This is a genomic window from Ruegeria sp. YKSF131 (assembly GCF_059612645.1).
In genome coordinates this window covers 39,341-60,054 of record NZ_JBXWQZ010000004.1, presented here as the reverse complement: position 1 = coordinate 60,054, position 20,714 = coordinate 39,341, and the positions used below count along the sequence as shown (strand labels likewise).

Annotated in this window: 19 protein-coding genes; 8 read left to right on the top strand and 11 right to left on the bottom strand. The window is 57.8% G+C overall.

What is annotated here, in order from left to right; all coding sequences use genetic code 11:
- Nucleotides 1-52 precede the first annotated feature (52 nt).
- The 3 genes from AC2FLZ_RS02760 (at nt 53) to AC2FLZ_RS02750 (ending at nt 1,781) form a co-directional block, all read left to right on the top strand.
- Nucleotides 53-484: an RDD family protein gene (locus tag AC2FLZ_RS02760; protein WP_480473291.1), complete on the top strand. Its 432-nt coding sequence runs from the start codon at nt 53-55 to the stop codon at nt 482-484.
- Between the two features lie 75 nt (nt 485-559).
- On the top strand, nt 560-1,384 hold the full coding sequence (locus AC2FLZ_RS02755; protein ID WP_480493009.1) for an arginyltransferase: 825 nt from the start codon (nt 560-562) through the stop codon (nt 1,382-1,384).
- A 7-nt stretch (nt 1,385-1,391) separates the two neighbouring features.
- Nucleotides 1,392-1,781, top strand: coding sequence for a VOC family protein (locus AC2FLZ_RS02750; protein ID WP_480624503.1), 390 nt, complete (start codon nt 1,392-1,394; stop codon nt 1,779-1,781).
- 134 nt (nt 1,782-1,915) lie between these two features.
- Here the strand turns inward: AC2FLZ_RS02750 and AC2FLZ_RS02745 are convergent, their stop codons facing one another.
- The 3 genes from AC2FLZ_RS02745 to AC2FLZ_RS02735 all read right to left on the bottom strand — a co-directional run bounded on the left by AC2FLZ_RS02745 (nt 1,916) and on the right by AC2FLZ_RS02735 (nt 6,419).
- Nucleotides 1,916-4,270: a TRAP transporter large permease gene (locus tag AC2FLZ_RS02745; RefSeq protein ID WP_480493007.1), complete on the bottom strand. Its 2,355-nt coding sequence runs from the start codon at nt 4,268-4,270 to the stop codon at nt 1,916-1,918.
- A gap of 17 nt (nt 4,271-4,287) precedes the next feature.
- Nucleotides 4,288-5,214, bottom strand: a complete 927-nt coding sequence (locus tag AC2FLZ_RS02740) for a TRAP transporter small permease subunit (RefSeq protein ID WP_480553749.1) — start codon at nt 5,212-5,214, stop codon at nt 4,288-4,290.
- A 122-nt stretch (nt 5,215-5,336) separates the two neighbouring features.
- Nucleotides 5,337-6,419: a TRAP transporter substrate-binding protein gene (locus AC2FLZ_RS02735; protein WP_480473301.1), complete on the bottom strand. Its 1,083-nt coding sequence runs from the start codon at nt 6,417-6,419 to the stop codon at nt 5,337-5,339.
- A gap of 245 nt (nt 6,420-6,664) precedes the next feature.
- Here AC2FLZ_RS02735 and AC2FLZ_RS02730 point away from each other — a divergent pair, with 245 nt between their 5' ends.
- On the top strand, nt 6,665-8,098 hold the full coding sequence (locus AC2FLZ_RS02730) for a cache domain-containing protein (RefSeq protein ID WP_496881713.1): 1,434 nt from the start codon (nt 6,665-6,667) through the stop codon (nt 8,096-8,098).
- Nucleotides 8,095-8,742, top strand: a complete 648-nt coding sequence (locus AC2FLZ_RS02725; protein ID WP_267363844.1) for a response regulator transcription factor — start codon at nt 8,095-8,097, stop codon at nt 8,740-8,742. The genes AC2FLZ_RS02730 and AC2FLZ_RS02725 overlap by 4 nt, the downstream gene beginning before the upstream one ends.
- Nucleotides 8,743-8,848: 106 nt before the next feature.
- Here AC2FLZ_RS02725 and AC2FLZ_RS02720 read toward each other — a convergent pair whose 3' ends face one another.
- Both AC2FLZ_RS02720 and AC2FLZ_RS02715 read right to left on the bottom strand, forming a co-directional pair.
- A complete protein-coding gene (locus AC2FLZ_RS02720) occupies nt 8,849-9,694 on the bottom strand; it encodes a HalD/BesD family halogenase (RefSeq protein WP_480493005.1) in 846 nt (281 codons plus the stop codon).
- 114 nt (nt 9,695-9,808) lie between these two features.
- A complete protein-coding gene (locus tag AC2FLZ_RS02715; protein WP_480473309.1) occupies nt 9,809-10,045 on the bottom strand; it encodes a hypothetical protein in 237 nt (78 codons plus the stop codon).
- Between the two features lie 69 nt (nt 10,046-10,114).
- Here AC2FLZ_RS02715 and AC2FLZ_RS02710 point away from each other — a divergent pair, with 69 nt between their 5' ends.
- From AC2FLZ_RS02710 to AC2FLZ_RS02700, 3 genes are all read left to right on the top strand, one after another.
- Nucleotides 10,115-11,866, top strand: coding sequence for an acetolactate synthase 3 large subunit (locus AC2FLZ_RS02710; RefSeq protein ID WP_480493004.1), 1,752 nt, complete (start codon nt 10,115-10,117; stop codon nt 11,864-11,866).
- A gap of 68 nt (nt 11,867-11,934) precedes the next feature.
- Nucleotides 11,935-12,495, top strand: a complete 561-nt coding sequence (gene ilvN, locus AC2FLZ_RS02705) for an acetolactate synthase small subunit (RefSeq protein ID WP_209503637.1) — start codon at nt 11,935-11,937, stop codon at nt 12,493-12,495.
- A 313-nt stretch (nt 12,496-12,808) separates the two neighbouring features.
- Nucleotides 12,809-13,528, top strand: a complete 720-nt coding sequence (locus AC2FLZ_RS02700) for a helix-turn-helix domain-containing protein (RefSeq protein ID WP_496881712.1) — start codon at nt 12,809-12,811, stop codon at nt 13,526-13,528.
- 9 nt (nt 13,529-13,537) lie between these two features.
- Here the strand turns inward: AC2FLZ_RS02700 and AC2FLZ_RS02695 are convergent, their stop codons facing one another.
- From AC2FLZ_RS02695 to AC2FLZ_RS02670, 6 genes are all read right to left on the bottom strand, one after another.
- Nucleotides 13,538-14,323: a DUF2189 domain-containing protein gene (locus AC2FLZ_RS02695; protein ID WP_480473317.1), complete on the bottom strand. Its 786-nt coding sequence runs from the start codon at nt 14,321-14,323 to the stop codon at nt 13,538-13,540.
- 22 nt (nt 14,324-14,345) lie between these two features.
- Nucleotides 14,346-15,746 carry an amidase gene (locus tag AC2FLZ_RS02690; RefSeq protein ID WP_496881711.1) on the bottom strand — a complete coding sequence of 467 codons (1,401 nt, stop codon included), beginning with the start codon at nt 15,744-15,746 and terminating at the stop codon, nt 14,346-14,348.
- Between the two features lie 102 nt (nt 15,747-15,848).
- Nucleotides 15,849-16,553 carry a M50 family metallopeptidase gene (locus tag AC2FLZ_RS02685; RefSeq protein ID WP_496881710.1) on the bottom strand — a complete coding sequence of 235 codons (705 nt, stop codon included), beginning with the start codon at nt 16,551-16,553 and terminating at the stop codon, nt 15,849-15,851.
- 1 nt (nt 16,554) lies between these two features.
- On the bottom strand, nt 16,555-17,682 hold the full coding sequence (gene prfB / locus AC2FLZ_RS02680; RefSeq protein WP_480517404.1) for a peptide chain release factor 2: 1,128 nt from the start codon (nt 17,680-17,682) through the stop codon (nt 16,555-16,557).
- Between the two features lie 94 nt (nt 17,683-17,776).
- Nucleotides 17,777-18,169, bottom strand: a complete 393-nt coding sequence (locus tag AC2FLZ_RS02675) for a RidA family protein (protein ID WP_480603294.1) — start codon at nt 18,167-18,169, stop codon at nt 17,777-17,779.
- Between the two features lie 15 nt (nt 18,170-18,184).
- Nucleotides 18,185-20,674: a penicillin-binding protein 1A gene (locus AC2FLZ_RS02670; protein WP_480493002.1), complete on the bottom strand. Its 2,490-nt coding sequence runs from the start codon at nt 20,672-20,674 to the stop codon at nt 18,185-18,187.
- Between the last annotated feature and the right edge of the window lie 40 nt (nt 20,675-20,714).

The following is a 20,714-nucleotide window of genomic DNA, read 5'->3' as shown; positions in this document are numbered from 1 at the left end:
CCCCGGTGTTTCGGGACAGGGTCCCCCTACCCCTGTTTTACGGACCTTTCGAATGAACCATCTGCCCGACCCGGACACCCAACCTGATTTCTATCGTTCGGTGACAACCAAACGCTTTGTCGCCTGGCTGTTCGATATCGCGTTCATTTCGCTGCTTTGCACGGTGGCAATCCTTTTAACCGCTTTTCTGGGTCTGTTTTTCCTGGCCCTGATCTACGCGGTTGTCAGCTTCGTCTACCGGGTGGTGACCATCGCCAACGGCTCAGCCACGCTGGGTATGCGCTTTATGGGGATCGAGCTGCGCGATGCGTTCGGAGAACGAATGGATCTGGGCAAGGCGCTTGCCCACACAGCTGGTTATTTCGTCAGCATGGCCTTTCCCGTGGTCCAGATCATCTCGGTCATCATGATGATGACCAGCGCCCGTGGCCAGGGTCTGACCGACAGTTTTCTGGGCACCGTCATGATCAATCAACGGGCCTAACGCAAGGTTGCGTGAAACACTTGGCGGTCTCGGGAACGGTTGCTATCATCCCTCCCGAGGCTGGATGGGGATTTCATGCGACATACGCTGCCAATTGCGCCACAATTCTATGTCACGGCACCGCAGCCCTGCCCTTATCTTGGCGGCAGGATGGAACGTAAACTGTTCACCGCCCTGCAAGGCGAAGGGGCTGAACAGCTGAACAATTCCCTGTCTCAACAAGGATTTCGCCGGTCTCAGAATGTACTCTACCGGCCTTCGTGCACGGATTGCGCAGCCTGCCTGTCGGCCCGGATCGATGTTTCAGCCTTCCGTCCGACCAAAAGCCAGAAACGCACGGCAAAGCGGAACGGGTATCTGGAACGCCGCGCAACCTCGCCATGGGCCACGGATGAGCAATACGAGCTGTTTCGCCGCTATCTTGACACCCGGCACGCCGATGGTGGCATGGCTGACATGGACGTTTTCGAATTCGCCGCGATGATCGAGGAAACACCGATCCGCAGCCGCGTTGTGGAATATGCCGATCCTGAAACGGGCGAGTTGATCGCCGTCAGCCTGACCGATGTGCTCGATGACGGGCTAAGCATGGTCTATTCCTTCTACGACCCGGAACAGCCGCAGAACTCACTCGGCACCTACATGATCCTCGACCATATCGACATCGCACGTGAGGCGGGCCTGCCCTATATCTATCTGGGGTACTGGGTCCCCGGCAGTCCCAAGATGGGCTACAAAGCCAAGTTTTCTGGGCTTGAGGCGTATATTCAGGGGGGGTGGCAAAAGATCAGTGATCCGGATGCTTATTCCGGCACATCGCATCACCCCTTGTCGGCGCCGCCAATCGCCGAACAGGTCGCCAATATCCAGCTCCCTGACCGGCATCCGACCAAAGGCTGACCGCGCGATGAAACAAAGCCTGCATGCCGTCACCCTTGTTGTGCCGGATTACGACGACGCCATCTTGTTTTATACAAAGACACTCAGCTTCCAACTCATCAAGGACATCGACCTCGGCCATGGCAAGCGCTGGGTTCTCATCGCGCCTCCAGGTTCGGACAGCGGATGCCTTCTATTGGCAAAGGCTGACGGACCTGAACAAACCGCCGCCATAGGCAACCAGACCGGCGGGCGCGTTGGGTTCTTCCTGCAAACCGATGACTTTTATCGTGACCACGCAGATATGCGCGCTGGGGATGTCCACTTCGAAGAAGACCCACGCCACGAACCCTATGGCATCGTCGCTGTCTGGCGTGATCCCTTCGGCAATCGCTGGGACCTGATCCAGTTCACCTGATCCGCATCTTCATCTGGCTATAAATATCCCGGGGATGAATTGGCCGCAGGCCAAGAAGGGGCTGGCCCCTTGCCCGAAACAAACAGAAAAGGGGGCCAATCGGCCCCCTTTGCAATATTCTCTTCCGGATCGGATCAGTTTGGCATCAGGTCCGGAACGATCGTGACAATCGTCGGGAAGAACCACAAGATCGCGATCCCCATAACCTGGATCAGAACAAACGGAACGATCCCGCGATAGATATGACCAGTTGTGACCTCTTTCGGCGCAACCCCCCGAAGGTAGAACAACGCAAACCCGAAAGGTGGCGTCAGGAACGACGTCTGAAGGTTCACCGCCACCATGATCGTGACCCATTTCGGATCGAACGAGCCGCCATAGATCACCGGGCCCACGATGGGGATCACGATGTAGATGATCTCGAGGAAATCCAGCACGAACCCCAGAATGAACAGCACCAGCATCACGATCAGGAAAACCGTGAACTCGTTGTCAAAGCTCTTCAGGAATTGCTGGATATAATGCTCCCCTCCGAATGAAATCACCACGAGGTTCAGCAACTGCGATCCGATGAGGATGGTGAACACCATCGAGGTCACTTTGGCTGTCTCACGCACCACCGGGGTCAAAACACCGCTGGAATAGAGCACCCAGCATCCGTACAGCAGCCCGAACAGGGCGTAAAGGTAGGCCGCATAAGCAATGATGAAGGCGATCCAGGTTTCCACCGTCACACTGCCTTGATTGATACGCAGGTCAAAGTTGACCCCCATCAGCAGTGCAATGACAACGGCGAAGGTCGACCAGATGACCACTTTGCCCGAACGGCCCTGATCCTGCAGCTTGCGATAGGCGGCCAGCATGATCGCGCCACCCGCGCCCAGCGCAGCCGCCGGTGTCGGATTGGTGACACCTCCCAGGATCGAGCCCAGCACCGCGATGATCAGAACAAGCGGCGGGAAGACCACGCGGATCAGATCGTTTGTGGCACAGCGGGCCGCAGCCTCTTTGCAACCATACATGGCCAGCGCGAACGGCAGGGCGAGCAGCACGAAAGTCACGCCAGAGGATGTGGTAGGCGATATTATCAGGATATCGACCAACGCCATCAGCAGCAGCCCGATTGCGCCAAGTATCAGCGGTTGCGGTGACCGCGACGGTGCGATCCCTCGGCCCAGAACCAGGGTCAGACCCAGCAGGACGAGGGTAACCGCCACTCCGGTGCCGATCGGTGCCGCATCGGCAATCCTTTTTTGCTGTTCAGCAGCCAGTTCCTCTTCTGTCAGGCGATGCGCTTGGGTTGTGCCGCCCGCGGCATCAATGGCTTCCTGCTCGGAAACCGCCTGATCCCATGCAGCCTGCCCATGCAGGTCGATCATTGACGCCTTGCATTCTTCCGATACGTTGGTCCGCAGCGACGCACCCTCGCCGATATCCGAGAAGGCCGAGACCGAGATGTTCTGGCTTCCGATCACACCGACATTGCCCAAAAGGACCGCGCCGACGATCAGGGCTACAGGCGCACCCAGCAACCATGTCAGGCCTTCTGACCGCGTAATGGGTTCCCCGGAACCACCGGACACAGCCACAGCGGGCGCTTTGTGTGGATTCAGCAATGCATAACCAAAGGCATAGAGCGCATAGAGCAGCGCCAGCATGATCCCTGGCAACAGCGCAGCCTGGAACAATGTCCCGACCGAGACAACCGCAGGCTCACCCAGATAGGTCAGCGCGTCGGTGCAACCGGCCTCAACAGCCCTGGTTTCCTGGGCTGTCGAATACAGATCTCCTGCCAATGTGCCCAGTAGGACGATCACGATCGACGGCGGAATGATCTGCCCCAAGGTGCCCGATGCCGCGATCACACCGGTCGCCAGTTCCGGTGAATAGTTGTTGCGCAACATGGTTGGAAGCGCCAGCAGGCCCATCGTCACAACGGTCGCGCCAACGATACCGGTCGAAGCCGCCAGAAACGCCCCCACAACCACAATTGACACGGCCAGACCACCCGGAAGCGGGCCAAAAACACGTGCCATCGTCGTCAGCAGATCATTGGCAATCTTCGAACGTTCCAGCGTGATGCCCATCAGAACAAACATGAGCACGGCCAGAAGGGTCTCGATGGATTGTCCGGCCAGTACGCGCTCGTTCATGCGGTTCACGATGAACGAAACGTTGCGGTCCAGCGCGGTTTCCCAGCCCGAGGCAAAAACCGGTTCGGCGAGCCTTGGCAAATCCGGGTATCGGAACACCGATATGGTGTCCGGCTTGATCCCGGAATTCACAAGGTCCCGATAACTTTGCGATCCAACATCAATCGCCTGGTGGATCAGCAACCCCGCACTGTCCAGCGCGGCGATGATGCCAAAGGATATGATCCCCGCCCCGCCGATGGCAAAAGCCACCGGAAAGCCGGAAAGAATGCCCCCGAAAAGGCAAAAGAATACGATAATGAGGCCTATCTCGACGCCATCAAGTCCGAATAGCATTGTCTTTGTCTCCGCCCTTAATGCGCGCCTTCATAGGCTTCTTCGCCCTCACCAAGGCTGTCCTTGTCGAGGTATTTTCCGATGCTGTCCGGCCCTTCCACGTATTCCAGATACGACCGGTACAAAAACGCGATGGCGTGCAGGAACACCATGGCCGCAAACGCCACCAGAAGGATCTTGAACAGGAAGTAGGCATTGAACCCGTTGGGGCTGAACCCGATGGTTTCCACGTTCCAGCGCAAGGCACGGGACTTGGCTACCAGACGGTCCAGCGCGTCACTGGCCGAAGGGTTCGGCACGATCAGGTGACGCCACAGGAAGAACCAGCCGTACATCCAGGTCAGCACCGCCATTGGCATCATGAACAGTAACGCACCGCACATATCGACCACGCGCTTGGCGCGGTGGCTGATACCGGCATAGATCAGATCAACGCGCACATGCCCGCCCTGCACAAATGTGTATGTACAGCACAGACAGACGACCATGGCGTTATACAGTTTCAGCTCTTCCGCGAACCAGCTGATATCCATCTGGAACGGTATTCCCAGACCGAAGGACATATCGGGACGGGTAAAGACCCGTTGCATGAATACGATGACAATCTGCTGGATTACCATCAGCAGACCCGCCCAGGCAAAGAACCGCCCAGTGGTGTTTGCAAACCCTTCCAGGCCACGCACGATGGCCCACATGAAGTTTCTGTAATACAACCCGACGGCTGTCAGAACCAGAAAGAAGGTGAACACCACAAAGAAGAATTCGACCGAACCGCCGTAATAGACAAAGCGCATGATCGACGCCTTGTCAGACCAGTCCAGCCAGAGCTGCGGATGCGTGATCGCATATCCGAAATTATAGAAGGCTTCGGCAATGTTCTGAATGAACCAAACCAGTCCATTCCACAGGGCGCCGAAGAACGAGATACCGTTTTCGTCCTGCATGTTGTCCCCAGGTCGTCTCAGTTGCGCGCAGGCCTATTGTGGCTTGCCCAAGTCCTTTCGCGCAACGGGAAAGGTTTCCCCGCAAGGCGCGGGGAAACCGTTTTTCCTTTGATCAGGAAGATTTAGCCGCGAACACGGTCACGCTGTGCGGTGTAGACACCCGACGACAGGTTGTTCCATGCCGACGAAGCCGCCATCGACGGCATTGCGCTGTCGTAGATCTTCTTGAACAGCTCGTCGCCCATGTTCTCGTCCAGAACCTCTTGGCTGGCCTTGCCGAACGCATCCCAGACACTGTCGGGGAATTCCAAAACCTTGACGCCACCGGCCTGCAGGCGCTGCAGGGCGGCACCGTTGTTGGCCAGGAACTGCGCCAGGTTCCACTGGTGCGCTTCGGCGGCAGCGATCTCGATGATCTTCTGCTGGGCCGGGGTCAGTTCATTGAACACGTCGCGGTTGGTTGCCAGCGACAGACCTGCGCCCGGCTCGTGGAAGCCCGCGGTGTAGTAGGTCTTGGTGATTTCCTGGAAGCCTGCCTTTTCGTCGGCCCAGGGTCCGATCCACTCGGTTCCGTCAATCGCGCCGGACGACAGCGCCTGATACACTTCGGAACCGGGGATGTTCTGAACGGACGCGCCCAGTTTGCCCAGAGCTTTACCGCCCAGACCGGGCATACGGAACTTCAGACCATTGAAGTCTTCGGGGCTGTTGATCTCTTTCGAGAACCAGCCGCCCGCCTGCGCACCGGTGTTACCGGCTAGGAAGGACTTCAGGCCAAAGATTTCGCCCAGCTCATCATGCAGCTCCATACCGCCGTCATGATAGTACCAGTTCACCAGTTCCTGTGCGGTCATGCCGAAAGGCACTGCCGTAAAGAACGCATAGCCCGGGTGCTGACCGACAAAGTAATAGTCAGCGGCGTGATACATGTCGGCCTGACCGGACGACACCGCGTCAAACACCTCGAACGCGCCAACCAGTTCGCCTGCCGCCTTGATCTCAACATTCAGGCTGCCATCCGACATGGCGTTGATGCTGTCGGCACAACGCTGCGCGCTGTCAAACACGCCAGCCAGACCACGACCCCACGAGGTCACCATGGTCAGTGTGCGCTGTCCCTGTGCATAGGCCGGAGCCGCCAGAGCGGTTGCTGCGGCTGCCGAACCGCCCAGCGCGGATTTTTTCAGAAATGAACGACGATCCATATGAGTGTTCCTCCCCTTCATAGTCACGATCCGGCAGAACCGGACCTGTCGCATTCAGTGCGCGTCAGCCTAATGTGAGCGAAGCGAAAGGGAATACCTACTACTGCGTAGAGAATCGATTTCTTTGGGGGATGCGGTGAAATTTCCGAATGAAAACTCCAACAAATACGGCCCAAATACCGGAATTTCACCGACCAACGCCAATCTTTTTGCATTTTTGCCGCCGCTTGCGTATCGATTCGTCCATGCAAAGAATCCGACATCTGATTTCGCTGACCTATGCGCAGAAACTGTCGCTGGTGGCCGCAATCCCGCTGGTTGTGGCCGTGGCAGCAATCGCTGTGCTTGTCGCATATGAGGCGCGTGCGACCGCTGAGCGCGAGATCGAAGCCCTGGAGCGCAGCCTGATCGAGGCCAAGAAAGAAGAACTGCGCAACTACGTGACGCAGGCGCGCAATGGTTTTGCCTATATCTATGGCCGCGCTGAACCGGACGATGAGGTGTCGAAGAACCTTGTCTCGCAGATACTTTCGGCAATGATCTATGGGCAGGACGGGTTCTTTTTCGTTTACGATTATGATGGCAACAATCTGGTCAGCCCCCGTCAGACACAATTCATCAACCGCAACTGGGAAGGTCTGACCGACAGCGATGGCACACCTATCGTTGACGAGTTCATTCGCCTCGCCCGTCAGGGAGCCGGGTGGCACAGCTTCATGTGGGAAAAACCCTCGACCGGGGATGAGGCGCAGATGATCGCCTATGTCGTCGGGTTGCAGGACTGGCGCTGGGTCGTGGGTACCGGGGTCTTCATTGACGACATTGTCGCCACAGTCGCCAACGCAAGGGCCGAGGTTGAGACCCGCGTGCAGCGCACCTTCATGTATATCGGCGCCATTGTTGTTGCTGCGGTTCTGATTGTTTTTGCTTCGGGCATGTTGCTGAACATTCGCGAGAGACGGTTGGCGGATGCCAAGTTGAAAGAACTGACGCAGCGTGTCTTCGACGCGCAGGAAGAGGAACGCGGCCGGGTTGCCCGCGAACTGCATGATGGCATAAGCCAGATCCTTGTGGGTGTGCGCTATGCGCTGGACAATGCGCGCCGCCGGCTGTTGCGCGGCGATGATGCAGGCGCGCGCGATCCGCTGGACAAAGGCATTGACCATCTTCGCACCGCTATCACCGAGGTGCGCCGCATCAGCCGCGACCTGCGCCCCGGCGTGCTGGATGACCTTGGCCTTGGACCTGCGTTGAAGGCTCTGACCGACGATTTTCGCGAACGAACCGGGATCGAGACCGAGTTTTCCACCGTCGTATTCCGCAACCGGCTGGATCAGGACAGCAAGATCGCACTCTACCGCATCGCACAAGAGGCGCTGACAAATATCGAACGCCACGCGGATGCCTCTTATGTGACGATTGACCTGCGCGGCCACAAGAACGGCGCAACCATGCGGATCACCGACAATGGCCGTGGGTTGCGCGCAGAATCCGGAACCCCAACCACCGGCATCGGTCTGCGCAACATGCAGGAGCGAATTGAGCAACTTGACGGATCGCTGCGTATTCTGTCATCACGCGGACCGCGCGGCGGTACGGTAATCGAGGCCAGCCTGCCGCTGAGCCACCTGTTGCCTCCGCAGGAAGACGCAACTCCGAACCGAAAGGCCGGTACATGAGCGCCAAAAACATCCGAGTTCTTATTGTCGACGATCATCCCATGGTGGCCGAGGGCATTCAGTCGATCCTTGAAAGCTACGACGATATCGAAGTGGTTGGAACTCTCGGCAGCGGTCAGGCCGCGGTGGATCAGGCGGTTGGCCTCGCCCCCGATGTCATCCTGATGGACCTGAACATGCCTGGCCTCGGCGGTCTCAGCGCCACGGAGATCATTCTGGAACGTCTGCCCGATACGCGCATCCTGATCCTGTCGATGCACGACAGCCCCGAGTATATTTCGACCGCGCTCAGCCACGGCGCAAAAGGCTATGTTCTCAAAGATGTCCCAACCGAAGAGATCAAGCAGGCCATCGATGCGGTCATGCGGGGTGAGCAGTATCTGTGCACAGGCGCAAGTGGGTCCCTGAAACCCAAAGGCGACAACGCACGCGAGGCGCTGACTGGGCGCGAGCAAACAATTCTGCTGGAACTGGCGCAGGGCAAATCAAACAAAGAAGTTGCGCAAAAGCTGGATATCTCGGTGCGAACGGTTGAAACGCATCGCAAGAACATCAAGCGCAAACTGGGAATATCCTCGACCGCCGGGCTGACCCGCTACGCGCTGGAACATGGCATGCTGCAAGGCACCGGGGTCGGCTTCTGATCGATGCGCGGCCGCAGCGCGCAGCGCGCTACCCGGCCCAACCAGAGAAGACGCGCCACAGGCGCGTTGACGACGGGCGGGAGCCTTGACCTCCGGTAGTGCCCCTTCAATCCAGCAACTGATCTTTTCGCAAACCCGCACGCTCATAATGGTGTGGCAACACGCGTCCATAGAGCTGCTGCGTCCGTTCGATCCCACCACACATGCCTTCGGCCTCGACAAATGAAAAGATACCCACATACCGCCGCCGCGTGCCCTTGACCGGGGCGACCCTGTGCAGGGAGTAGCGGCCTTTGAATATCTGCAAGTCCCCAGGTCGCAGCTCCAACCGATGAACGCGCTCATTGTTTCCGTCCAGAACCGACGCGACCTGATCGAAATTCTCATCCTCGGCTGTGCGCAGATTGGGTGCGTATTCGAATGCACCGCCCTGCTCGCCATTCTGGATCGCCAGTGTCACGGTGTAGTTGTTGGTGTCGAAATGCCAGGGAAAGCCCTGCCCCTCTTCCACGACATTGATGATCACATCTGCCAGAGGGTCATCGTAACGAAAGAAGCGGTCCTCAGGCTCATCCAGCGCATCCCGAATGAAGGGAAGAAATCCGCTAAACTCGTAAATCCTGCGCAAAGGACCGGAATGCGCAAAATTGTCAGCAGGAACAAACGCGTTCGACCGGTCATAGAACCGTCTGATCGGATGGGCGGCGTCGAACCGTGGGTCGTCTTTGGTGAAATAGGCATTTGTGCGATTGAAAGACCGGTGTGCATTGGGCGCCACCTCGTCGGCCTCCTGCACCAACAGCTCGATCCCTTGCGCATGTGCGAAACCCGGCAGAACCGCACAGCCGTCCTGTTCCAACTCGCGCCGCAAATCCCCGATCAATCGCCTGTAAGCTGGCGAATCCGGGCGATCAATCGGATATCGTCCCAGATCTACCAGGTCCTGTAACATGCTCCGCCTCCCTCGTTTGCGACCACAGGGTCAGCGTGACGCAGACAAATCACCGGATCATGCCAGTTTCAGACATCGGCCTGACGCATTCAGACCTTCATACCTGTCCCGCCCTCAGGAAAACGACTGCCCTTTTCCCGGAAATTCCCAGCATGCGGCAATCTGCGCAACAAAATTTCGCAAAATACCGCCATTGAGATAGAAAATTGGTGGATTTGCCTGTTGACGCTCCTCCCCACCGACCATAATGTCCCCTCCAAGCAAAAAGGAGCCTCTGGCGATGAGAACGCTAGTCGTAATCGTAGGAACCACGCGCATGGGCCGGTAACGGTAAACCATAATCGAACCCATGCGCCTCCGAAATTTCGGGGGCTTTTTTTTGTCAAACGCAAGACACATGTCGCGAACGGAGCAAAGCAGATGACACGTGAGATGACCGGCGCAAAGATGGTAGTTCAGGCCCTTAAGGATCAGGGCGTGGACACGGTATTCGGATACCCCGGTGGCGCCGTCCTACCGATCTATGACGAGATCTTTCTGCAAAACGACATTCGTCACATTCTGGTGCGTCACGAACAGGGTGCAATCCACGCCGCCGAAGGCTATGCGCGGTCGACCGGCAAGCCAGGTGTTGCGCTTGTAACCTCTGGTCCCGGTGCCACAAACGCAGTTACCGGCCTGACCGATGCGTTGCTGGATTCGATCCCGATTGTGGTTCTGACCGGACAAGTCCCGACCTTCATGATCGGATCGGATGCCTTTCAGGAGGCCGACACCGTTGGCATCACGCGCCCCTGCACCAAACATAACTGGCTGGTAAAGGACACGAATTCGCTGGCCGAGACGCTGCACGAGGCTTTCCATGTGGCCAAATCGGGTCGTCCCGGCCCGGTTCTGATCGACATTCCCAAGGATGTGCAGTTTGCCACGGGTGAATACAACAGTCCGAAACCTTCGACCTCGCATTACCAGCCGGTGCTGAAAGGCGATCTGGAGGAAATCAACGAGCTTGTTGCAGCCATTGAGAAAGCCAAGAAGCCGGTTTTCTATACGGGCGGTGGTGTCATCAACTCTGGCCCCGCAGCCAGCCAGTTGTTGCGCGAACTGGTGGATTCCACGGGCTTCCCGATCACCTCAACCCTGATGGGTCTGGGCGCTTACCCCGCCTCAGGCGAAAACTGGTTGGGTATGCTGGGGATGCATGGCCTCTACGAGGCGAACCTTGCGATGCACGGCTGTGACCTGATGATCAACATCGGTGCACGGTTCGACGACCGGATCACCGGGCGCATCGACGCGTTCTCTCCAAAGTCGAAGAAAGCCCATATCGATATTGATCCGTCTTCGATCAACAAGGTCATCCGTGTGGATATTCCAATTGTCGGCGACGTGGCGCATGTTCTGGAAGACATTCTGAAGGTGTGGAAGTCACGCGGGCGCAAGACCGATGCAGCGGCTGTCAAGAAATGGCAGGCGCAGATCTCTGAGTGGCGTAAGATCAACTGTCTGTCCTACACCAACAGCGAAAAGTCGATCAAACCGCAATATGCGCTGCAACGACTTGAAGAACTGACGAAAAAGTATAACCGCTATATCACCACCGAGGTTGGCCAGCATCAGATGTGGGCGGCACAGTATCTTGGGTTCGAAGATCCCAACCGCTGGATGACATCGGGCGGGTTGGGCACCATGGGCTACGGCTTCCCCGCTTCGATCGGCGTGCAGATGGCACATCCGGACGCGCTGGTGATCAACGTCGCCGGTGAAGCCTCGTGGCTGATGAACATGCAGGAGATGGGAACGGCCGTTCAGTACCGTCTTCCGGTCAAGCAGTTCATCCTGAACAACGAACGCCTCGGCATGGTCCGCCAGTGGCAAGAGCTACTGCATGGCGAGCGGTATTCGCATTCCTGGTCCGAAGCCCTGCCCGATTTCGTAAAACTCGCTGAAGCGTTCGGCGCCAAAGGCATCCAGTGTTCCGACCCCGCCGATCTGGACGACGCAATCATGGAAATGATCAACTACGACGGTCCGGTAATCTTCGACTGTCTGGTTGAAAAGCACGAGAATTGCTTCCCGATGATCCCGTCCGGCAAAGCGCATAACGAGATGCTTCTGGGTGAGGCCGAAACGCAGGGCGTGATCGACAGCAAAGGTTCGGTTCTGGTCTGATACCGTCCGAGGATTACCGCCGGGCGACCATTGCGCCCGGCAAACACAGGATGATGAAAGGGACATAAATGTCTGCCCTACATATCAAAAAAGGCTCCAACCGCCATTCGGCCTATAACCTACGGCCTACTTTTTCGGACGTGCAGGAACGCCACACCATTGCCGTGCTGGTCGAAAACGAACCCGGTGTCCTGGCCCGCGTGATTGGGCTGTTCTCGGGGCGTGGATATAACATCGAAAGCCTTACCGTGGCCGAGGTGGATCACACAGGACACCTGAGCCGCATCACCATTGTCACCACCGGCACGCCGCAGGTGATCGAGCAGATCAAGGCGCAGCTGGGCCGGATCGTGACTGTCCATGACGTGCATGACCTGACGGTCGAAGGCCCGTCGGTTGAACGCGAACTGGCCATCATAAAAGTCGTGGGAGAAGGCGACAAACGCGTCGAGGCGCTGCGCCTGGCTGACATCTTCCGCGCCAATGTGGTCGACAGCACTCTGAACTCTTTCATCTTCGAGATCACCGGCGCGCCGGACAAGATCGACGCTTTTGCTGACCTGATGCGCCCGCTGGGCCTGATGGAAATCGCCCGCACCGGCGTGGCGGCCCTACTGCGCGGCGACTGAACAACGTACCCGCCTTGGGACTTTTCTTGCACCCAAGGCGGGAACACTATTTGAGGTTGGTGGGCATCTTTAAAACCAACCCACGCGCCCTTCTATGCGCTAAATTTGCCATAGGGCCGGCTTTTCCGAATAAGGATCAGGTATTTTCACATAAAGCCTATTGCCATTGCACTTAATGGCATTAGCCTCGATGCCGCAACGCGACGTGGGGATACGTTGCTTGGGGTCAATCTGTACGATTTTTGAATGCGCGCCAGGGTCTGGCCCGGTGTTGCGATGGTTTTTCGGGAAACTCAGCAAGGCGTGGGCATCCATGACCGACGACATTCGCAGCCCGTCTGAACTTCGCGCGATGTTTGGTGCGAACCTGCGGCAACTGGCACGAAGGTATCGGTCAGTCTCAGCACTGTGCCGCAAGCTTGGCGTGAATCGGACGCAATTCAACAGGTATCTTTCAGGCGAAAGTGTTCCACGGCCGGATGTTCTGGATCGCATCTGCCGATTTTTCGACGTGGATGCGCGCATTCTCCTGAAGCCGCTGGACGAAATTGAAAAGATCGAGGACCACCCCGCAGTAGCGGCCTTGACCGAGTTCCTGGGATCAGGTGTGGACATGATCGCCAGAACTGCGTTTTCTCCGGGGTTTTATGCCGTGATCGAAAGCGTCTCGGCCTCGCACCGTATGACCTTGCTGCACGCCCGACCACTGGCCCAATGCACGTTGATACGCGGATATGTGTCGCGCGCCGCGATGCCCGAAGCAACACCACAGGCGCGCGAAATACAGGGGATCGTCGCCTGCACCGGCAGTTCCGTCTATATGCTGACCTCTCAGCGAGCGGGTCAGAACAGTCGTGTTTATATGATTGCACCCGATCCGACGGGAACAGCAGTTCAGTGGCGCGGCACGGCCATAAGCCCGGCCAACCCTTCGACACCGGAACCCGTGGTTCTGAAATATCTCGGGCACGATGCAACGGCGATTTTCGCCGCTGCACGGTTGTCGACCAACAATCCGGCACAGTATCCCTGACCGGTTTTCTCAGGACGATGCGTCCTCGCCTTCGACTTGGGTGATTTGCCTATACAGGTGCCAACTGGCGTGGCCCAACAGTGGCAGGACCACCAGAAGGCCCAGAAACCAGGGCACCATGGCCAGAAACGTCAAAACAGCGATGATCACCCCCCATGCCAGCATCACCGGAAAGTTCCCGGACACATAGGTAAAGCTTGCAATCATTGCCGTGACAAAATCCAACTCGCGATCCAGCAGCAGTGGGATCGACAAAACGGTGATCATATACAGAACGGTTGCGAAAACCGCCCCGACCACCGTGCCCACAGCCAGCATTGTCAGGCCATTCGCCGTCAGAAAGACCTCAAGCGAGGATGACACGTTTGTCATCGTGGCCAGCCCAAGGAACAGGGCAAAGATCATGTGCCCCAGAAAAAACCAGAACAGAAACACCACGACGATGATGGCGCAGATCGACGGCAATTGCCTACGGCTTTGTTGCAGCACGACACCAAAGATTGCGCCAAGATCCAGCGGTTCACCCTGTTCCAGCCGGTGCGACACCTCGTAAAGGCCAACAGCGGCAAACGGGCCGATCAACGGAAAGCCAATGGCTGCCAGAACCAGCCAGAAGGTTGTACCGGTCTGGATGGTGACCCATGCCATCGCCCATCCCGCAAGCACGTAGAACCCGGCAAAGATCAACCCGAACTGCGGCGCACGCCGAAAGTCGGCCCAGGCGCGCCCCAACGCGGCGCGTAGCATGGCAGTATCTACCGGACGCATGTCCGGAACGCCAAATGGCTTTTCCATTAAGTCTCCTCCCTGATCGGCGTTATGACATCGCCGGCCTCTTGTTGGGCCAGTCGGTTTCGGCGTGATAGGCCGCCCCGACCGACAGTAATTTCTGATCCGACCCTTTTGGTCCAAACAGTTGAAAGCCCATGGGCAGGCCCTGCACACCAAATCCGGCAGGCGCAGCCAGACAAGGCAAGCCGATCAGGCTGACCGGTACCGTGACATGCATCCAGCGATGATATGTATCCATTGCGCAGTCCGCGATCCGTGTGGGGTATGGTGTTTCAATCCCAAACGGCCAAACCTGTGCGGATGGCAGGACAAGGGCATCAAACTGCTCAAACAGTTCAGCCGCGCGCCGGAACCAGTCTGACCGGATAACACTGGCGTGATGCACATCCATGGCACTCATCGTCAGACCCCGATCCAGCTCCCACTGTGCTGTGTCTTTCAGGTGGTCCCGTCGTTCAGCCAAGGGTTCAAGCCCTGCGGCAACGCTCCAGGACCGCAGGGTGATCCAACTGGTCCATAACCGTTCGGCATCAAAAGGCGGGGCGACATGTTCAACGCGCGCGCCGAGCATTTCGAACACCTTCAACGCATCCCGGCACAGCTCAAGAATTCCGACCTCTGTTGGAAAGGCCCCGCCCCAATCGCCCAGCCAGCCAATGCGCAGCCCGCTCAGATCTGCTGCGACCACCGGTGACACCGGCGTACAATCTCTGGCCAGCGGCAGGCGTGGATCAGGCCCCGAGATCACATCGAGCAGGAGACCCAGATCCTCGGGGCTTCGCGCCATGGGCCCCAGCGTAGACAATTGATGTAGAAAACTATCACCCACAGGATCAGACGGCACCCTGCCCCAGCTTGGGCGAAAGCCATAGATGTTGTTCCATGCCGCCGGGTTGCGCAGGCTGCCCATCATGTCGGACCCGTCGGCCAATGCCACCATACCCGTCGCCAAAGCCACTGCTGCCCCACCGGATGAGCCACCGCAGGTGAAACTGGCATCATACGGGTTGCGCGTCGCACCATAGACCGGGTTGAACGTGTGCGAGCCCAGCCCGAATTCCGGCGTGTTGGTCTTGCCGATCAGGATGGCGCCCGCGGCCCGCATCCTAGCGGCAATCAGATCATCCCTGTCAGGGACGACATCCCTGAAAACAGGCGATCCATGCGAAGAGACAATACCTGCTACATTGACCAAATCCTTGACCGCAATTGGCAAGCCGTGCAGCGGGCCAGTGACGGGGCCGCTGTCGCGGGCCTGTGCTTCGGCCATCAGTTCACTCTTGTCCCGCAGCGCCACGATGGCGTTCACGTCACCGTTGACCTTGGCAATGCGATCCAGCGTGGCCTGCATGACTTCCATGGCCGAAACCTGCCGGGTAGCCAGTTGGTTCAGAAGCTCTGTTGCAGATATCCGGGTCAGGTCCATAACACGCCAGTCTGTTGTTGTTCTTCAACAGCCTAGCGAGCGGCTCACCTCATTTAAACCCACTGTTTGGATGTATCTTTTCTTGCTTAACATACAACGGCATCACAACGCTTTGCCGTGCAATGGCAGGTTGCTGTTCCGGCCCAGCCAATACCGTAGACAAAGGGCAATGGCGCCACCACTCAACACCAGCCAGACGCCACCCCACAGCATCGCGGTGCCGCCGAATTCCTCGGCCAGCAGGAACGCGTCCGAGCGCGCACCGAATCGTCGGATGGTGTCATCAAAGATATCAAACGGCACGTAGATCATGCTGGTCAGTCCGATGACGCGCAGCACCAGATCACTGACCTCGTGGCTCAGAAACCACGCTGTCGCAATCATTGCCGTCCCGACCCCTGCGCAAAACAGCAAGGCGAAAGCATCGCGTATGTACAGCAGTGCGATCAGACACATGATTGCGCCGAAAACAGCCAGAACAGCTCGGTCAGCATTTGTCCGCAAGGCGATGATCAAAAGCGCCATGCCAAACACAAGCGAGCCGAGATACCCGGCGGACAGGCTGAGAAACCTGCTGCCGCCCCGGCCGATCACCATTCCGCCTTGCTGGGGTGAAATCGTGAAACTCTCGACCGAGCCGCCAGTCAGTAGGATTGTCCCGGCATGAGACAGCTCATGCAGAAAGACAACCAGAATTTTAAGCGGAACAACAACCGGCGTACTCCAGAGCGCAAAGACCAGACCGGTGATCAGGATAAGCTGCCAGTGCCCTTTCAGCAGGTCCAAAAAGGAACGCTGGCGTGTCACCTTAGCTGTCGCCCTGCGCCTCGGATCGGCTTTTGCCTGCCACGTTCAGGGCCAAGGTTGCCGCCATGAATCCGTCCAGATCGCCGTCCAGAACGCCTTTGGTATCCGAGGTTTCGTGATTGGTTCGCAGGTCCTTTACCATCTGATAGGGCTGCAACACGTAAGACCGGATCTGGTTGCCCCAGCCTGCGTCGCCCTTGGCCTCGTGCGCGGCGTTGATATCCGCGTTGCGGCGATCCAGTTCCTGCTGGTACAGACGCGACTTCAGGGCCTTCATGGCAATATCGCGGTTCTGGTGCTGCGACTTTTCCGAGCTGGTCACAACAATCCCGGTCGGGATGTGTGTAATCCGGACGGCCGAGTCGGTGGTGTTCACGTGCTGGCCACCAGCCCCCGAAGACCGGTAGGTGTCGATGCGGATATCGGCCGGGTTCACCTCGATCTCGATATTGTCGTCGACCACCGGATAGACCCAGACCGAGCTGAACGACGTGTGGCGCTTGGCCGCCGAGTCGTAGGGCGAAATCCGCACCAGCCGATGCACGCCGCTTTCCGATTTCAGCCAGCCATAGGCGTTGTGACCAGAAATCTTGTAGGCTGCGGATTTGATCCCAGCTTCTTCGCCCGGTGTCTCGGATTGCAGCTCGACTGTGTAACCCTTTTTCTCGGCCCAGCGCACATACATGCGCGCCAGCATCGACGCCCAGTCGCAGCTTTCGGTTCCCCCCGCGCCCGAGTTGATTTCGAGGAAGGTATCATTGCTGTCGGCCTCACCGTCCAGCAGCGCCTCAAGCTCTTTTTTTGCAGCCTTGGTTTTCAGCGTCTTGATCGCGGCTTCGGCATCCTGAACGACTTCTTGGTCTTCCTCCATCTCGCCCAACTCAATCAGTTCGATATTGTCGCTGAGATCGGTCTTGATGGATTCATACGTCTCGATTGCATCGACCAGCATCTGCCGCTCGCGCATCAGTTTCTGCGCGTTTTCAGGGTTATCCCAAAGGTTGGGGTCTTCGACGCGCGCGTTGAATTCCTCAAGGCGATGCGGCGCAGTTTCATAGTCCATACGCTGCGCCAGCAGCTCCAGCGACTTTTTGATATCCGCCACGATGTTCTGGGTTTCGGCGCGCATGGTCTTGTCCCAACTTGCTCAATCAGGCCTGCGTGATAGCAAGAGGTGCGAGACACCACAAGACAGGCTGGATGCTGAAACAGCTATCGTGCTTTCAATCCGAAAGATGCGCAATCGCCCGAATTTCCACCAGCGCCCCTTCCCGTCGCAATCCCGCAACTTCAACTGCGGTCCAGGCCGGGTACGGCGCGGTCAGTACCTCAAGGCGCACGCGATCAAACAGGTCGAAATGATCCCGCATTTCAACGTGGTATGTCGTCATCTCGACGACCGCATCCAATCCAAGGCCGGCTTCCTTCAAAACCTCTGCAATCTTTGCAAAGGCGTTTCGGAATTGTTCTTCCGGATCGCTTGGCATGGAGCCGTCCGCCGCGTTTCCGGTCATGCCGGTTAGAAACACGTGCTGGCCCGAGAGGACGCCCGGAGAAATGCTCAACTGTCCGGGTGCCCCCAGCAAAGAGTGCGGAATCAGCGGGATCTTAGCCAATTGGAACGCACCTTGTCAGTAAAGCCCGCCGGTGCTCAGGTCCCCTTGGGAAGCTTTCGGTCCAACGGTCACGGTCTCGCCCGTTGACGTCTGAACCTGAACCCCCGCGCGCTGCACTTCTTCAAACAATGGCAGATCCGATCCGATGGCAAAACCACCATCATAGACACGGTCGATGAATCCATCGACACCGTCGCGGAAGAATTCAGCCACGACATAATCACCGGTGGCATCATCTGGCAGGCGGGCCCCGCTGAAACGGTCGATCTTGATGAAATGGCCGCCTTCGGGCACTTCAAACGGACCGCCGCCATATTTCTCGACCGCTTTTTCCATGAAGCTCTGGAAGACCGGGCCGCACAACGTGCCACCATAGGCCCCACGTCCCATCGGACGCGGTCGATCATAGCCGATGTAGCAACCCGCCACGATGTTCGACGTAAAGCCGATGAACCACGCATCCTTGGAGTCGTTGGTGGTTCCGGTTTTGCCTGCTGTTGGCACCGGCAGATTCACTACGCCGGATGCTGTCCCGCGATCCACCACGCCCTTCATCATCGATGTCAGCTGATAGGCGGTGATCGCATCCATGACCTGCGCGCGATCCGTGACAAGGGTCGGCGATTCATCTGGTTCCAGCCAGGTCGAGTTACAGTCCAGACACTGACGGTCATCGTGGCGATAGATGGTTTTTCCGAACCGGTCCTGAATGCGGTCGACTAGAGTCGGTTCCACACGTTGGCCGCCATTGGCGAACATCGCATAGGCCGCGACCATCTTGTAAAGCGTGGTTTCCTCGGCCCCCAGCGAGTTGGCCAAAAACGCGCCCATCCGGTCATAGACACCGAACCGTTCCGCATAGCCGGCAACAACGGGCATTGTAACTTCCTGCGCCAGACGGATGGTCATCAGGTTCCGCGACTGTTCGATCCCTGTTCGCAAAGGTGTAGGGCCGTAGAACTTGTTGGAGGAGTTCTTGGGGCGCCACAGACCCTGCGGCGTGTTCACTTCGATTGGCGCATCGACAACGATGGTCGCGGGGCTGTATCCGCTGTCCAGCGCGGCAGCATAGACAAACGGCTTGAACGACGATCCCGGCTGGCGTTGTGCCTGTGTGGCCCGGTTGAACACGGTATCCTGATACGAGAACCCGCCCTGCATCGCCAGAACACGACCCGAGTTCACATCCATCGCGACAAAGCCGCCTTGTACCTCGGGCACCTGGCGCGCCGACCATTGCCCATCTTCACCCGCAACGACAAAAATGACATCACCACGCTTGAAGTTGGCCGCAAAATCACCCTGCATCCACTTGATGTCCGCGCGCGGGATAATCCCATCGGCAGGACCTTCTTCGACACCAACGGTCAGTTGCTGGTCGGTCACGCCCAGAACCACGGCGGGATACCAACGGGTTGGCAGAATAACGTCGCGCGGAATTTCCATGGTCGCCAGCGCCTCGCGCCATTGCGCCTCATCCGCCAGTTTTTCTTCCGGGATCACGTCACCTGTTCCGCGCCATTTGCCACGGGACCGGTCGTATTTCTCGAGCGCCTCGCGCAAGGCCCGTGCGGCCTCAACCTGCATTTCCTCGTCCACCGATGCACGCACGGTGAAGCCCCCGGTAAAGAACTCGCCCTCACCAAAATCTTCGCTCAGCTGGCGGCGGATTTCGTCGGTGAAATAGTCGCGGGGCGGCAGGGCCGTACGGAAGCTTTCAAAATCTCCGTTCTGGACCGAGCGCAGAGGCAGCTCGACCTCGGCCTCATAGGTCGCCTGATCAATGTAACCGTTCTGCCGCATCTCACGTAACACGTAGTTGCGCCGGGCCAGAAGGCGTTCTTTTTCCCAAACGGGGTGGTAATCTGACGGCGCTTTGGGCATGGCAGCCAGCATGGCGGCCTCATGCGGGGCCAGTTCCTGGAGAGTCTTGTTGAAATAGGTCTGCGCAGCGGCAGTCACACCGTACGAGTTCTGGCCCAGAAAGATCTCGTTCATATAAAGTTCGAGGATCTGTTCCTTGTCCAATGTATCCTCAAGCCGAGTCGCAAGAATGATTTCCTTGATCTTACGCTCGGCCCGGCGGTCACCGGACAGCAGAAAGTTCTTCATGACCTGCTGCGTGATGGTTGATGCACCGCGTACGGTTTCGCCCTTGGTCCGCACTGCCTCGACCCCGGCGGCAATGATGCCGCGCGGGTCATAGCCCTGATGGTTGTAGAAATTCTTGTCTTCCGCCGAAATAAACGCCTGCTTCACCAGATCCGGGATTTCCTCGGATGGCGTAAACAGGCGGCGTTCCTGCGCGAATTCATCAATCAGCTTGCCTTCACCCGAATAAATCCGGCTGATCGTGGGTGGTTTGTACTGTGCCAGTGACTCGTGGCTGGGCAGGTCGCGCCCATACATCCAGAACACCGCGCCGATCACCAGCGCGGCCATGAAAATACCCAATGTCACGAGGCTGAAAATCGCCCCGAAAATCGAAAGAATGAACCGGATCACGTTACTGCCTTTTTTTCGCGGTGCTGCATATATAGTGATG

Coding starts and splice junctions, on each gene's coding strand:
- ilvN (WP_209503637.1), top strand. CDS start 11,935: ATGTCTGCCCTACATATCAAAAAAGGCTCCAACCGCCATTCGGCCTAT.
- AC2FLZ_RS02695 (WP_480473317.1), bottom strand. CDS start 14,323: ATGGAAAAGCCATTTGGCGTTCCGGACATGCGTCCGGTAGATACTGCC.
- prfB (WP_480517404.1), bottom strand. CDS start 17,682: ATGCGCGCCGAAACCCAGAACATCGTGGCGGATATCAAAAAGTCGCTG.
- AC2FLZ_RS02690 (WP_496881711.1), bottom strand. CDS start 15,746: ATGGACCTGACCCGGATATCTGCAACAGAGCTTCTGAACCAACTGGCT.
- AC2FLZ_RS02720 (WP_480493005.1), bottom strand. CDS start 9,694: ATGTTACAGGACCTGGTAGATCTGGGACGATATCCGATTGATCGCCCG.
- AC2FLZ_RS02725 (WP_267363844.1), top strand. CDS start 8,095: ATGAGCGCCAAAAACATCCGAGTTCTTATTGTCGACGATCATCCCATG.
- AC2FLZ_RS02700 (WP_496881712.1), top strand. CDS start 12,809: ATGACCGACGACATTCGCAGCCCGTCTGAACTTCGCGCGATGTTTGGT.
- AC2FLZ_RS02745 (WP_480493007.1), bottom strand. CDS start 4,270: ATGCTATTCGGACTTGATGGCGTCGAGATAGGCCTCATTATCGTATTC.
- AC2FLZ_RS02750 (WP_480624503.1), top strand. CDS start 1,392: ATGAAACAAAGCCTGCATGCCGTCACCCTTGTTGTGCCGGATTACGAC.
- AC2FLZ_RS02740 (WP_480553749.1), bottom strand. CDS start 5,214: ATGCAGGACGAAAACGGTATCTCGTTCTTCGGCGCCCTGTGGAATGGA.
- AC2FLZ_RS02755 (WP_480493009.1), top strand. CDS start 560: ATGCGACATACGCTGCCAATTGCGCCACAATTCTATGTCACGGCACCG.
- AC2FLZ_RS02710 (WP_480493004.1), top strand. CDS start 10,115: ATGACACGTGAGATGACCGGCGCAAAGATGGTAGTTCAGGCCCTTAAG.
- AC2FLZ_RS02730 (WP_496881713.1), top strand. CDS start 6,665: ATGCAAAGAATCCGACATCTGATTTCGCTGACCTATGCGCAGAAACTG.
- AC2FLZ_RS02735 (WP_480473301.1), bottom strand. CDS start 6,419: ATGGATCGTCGTTCATTTCTGAAAAAATCCGCGCTGGGCGGTTCGGCA.
- AC2FLZ_RS02715 (WP_480473309.1), bottom strand. CDS start 10,045: ATGGGTTCGATTATGGTTTACCGTTACCGGCCCATGCGCGTGGTTCCT.
- AC2FLZ_RS02760 (WP_480473291.1), top strand. CDS start 53: ATGAACCATCTGCCCGACCCGGACACCCAACCTGATTTCTATCGTTCG.